2 tRNA genes are annotated in these 994 nt (G+C 42.2%); both read left to right on the top strand.

Annotation, left to right across the window (positions count from 1 at the left end):
* Window positions 1-152: 152 nt before the first annotated feature.
* Window positions 153-228 (top strand) — tRNA-Ala (locus Q4561_RS19765).
* Window positions 229-232: 4 nt separating this feature from the next.
* Window positions 233-309: transfer RNA gene (locus tag Q4561_RS19760), tRNA-Ile, on the top strand.
* Window positions 310-994: the final 685 nt, after the last annotated feature.

Genomic DNA, 994 nt, shown 5'->3' with positions numbered 1-994 from the left:
GAAGTCGTAACAAGGTAACCCTAGGGGAACCTGGGGTTGGATCACCTCCTTACCAAAATGTCGATGGTGACATTGTTGATGTAGTGCCTACACAGATTGTTTTGTTATTAAATGAAGAACGACACGAAGTTTTTTGTAGTTATACAGAAAATGGGGCTATAGCTCAGCTGGGAGAGCGCCTGCCTTGCACGCAGGAGGTCAGCAGTTCGATCCTGCTTAGCTCCACCACTACAGGCTTGTAGCTCAGCTGGTTAGAGCGCACCCCTGATAAGGGTGAGGTCGGCAGTTCAAGTCTGCCCAAGCCTACCATCTTCCTTCTCACTTGCTTTGCAAGTGGTCGTGAAAAATCGCTTAACCGGAAGGGAACCTTCCTGACGATTTATCTACTCGCTGAAGTTGGCGGTAGAATTAAGCGAATATATTTGTGTGTCGATATAGACATTAAATCCTAATGAATTTTTACTCAATTGAGTAAGCATTGATTAGGGTTTTTTACTCTAAGGAAGAAAGTAATGCTTTTAGCATGAAATCTCCAACGTTCTTTAACAATTTGGAAAGCTGATATTTAATTAGTAAATCAATCAAAATTTGAGTAATTGAGAAGTCGAAAGACGTACTTACTACTCTACTTGACTTGAATTGCTTGTTATCAATCTTTATTTGATAGCAAGGCAATTTCACGATTAGCTTGTCATGCATACAACTGAGTTAGATCTCATCCAGTCCTGATTTCAAAAGGCGGGAGAGCTCTTCGCTCAATCATTGTTTTAGTATCACTCCGGTGTGTATTAGTGCAATGGGCGAGGTAACAGTTTCTAGTCGACTAAATCGACGAGTAAGCGAAGGCACATACTTCTAGTATGTAACTGAGCGGACGAGGAAAGTTTAGGAAGAATAGGAAGTGTTAACGAAGGCCATTTGGGGTTGTATGGTTAAGTGACTAAGCGTATACGGTGGATGCCTTGGCAGTTAGAGGCGATGAAGGACGTGTAAG

It is taken from the genome of Alteromonas sp. 1_MG-2023, assembly GCF_030547075.1.
Lineage (GTDB): Bacteria > Pseudomonadota > Gammaproteobacteria > Enterobacterales > Alteromonadaceae > Alteromonas.
The sequence above is the reverse complement of the archived record's forward strand: the minus strand, read 5'-3'. Positions and strand labels throughout refer to the sequence as shown.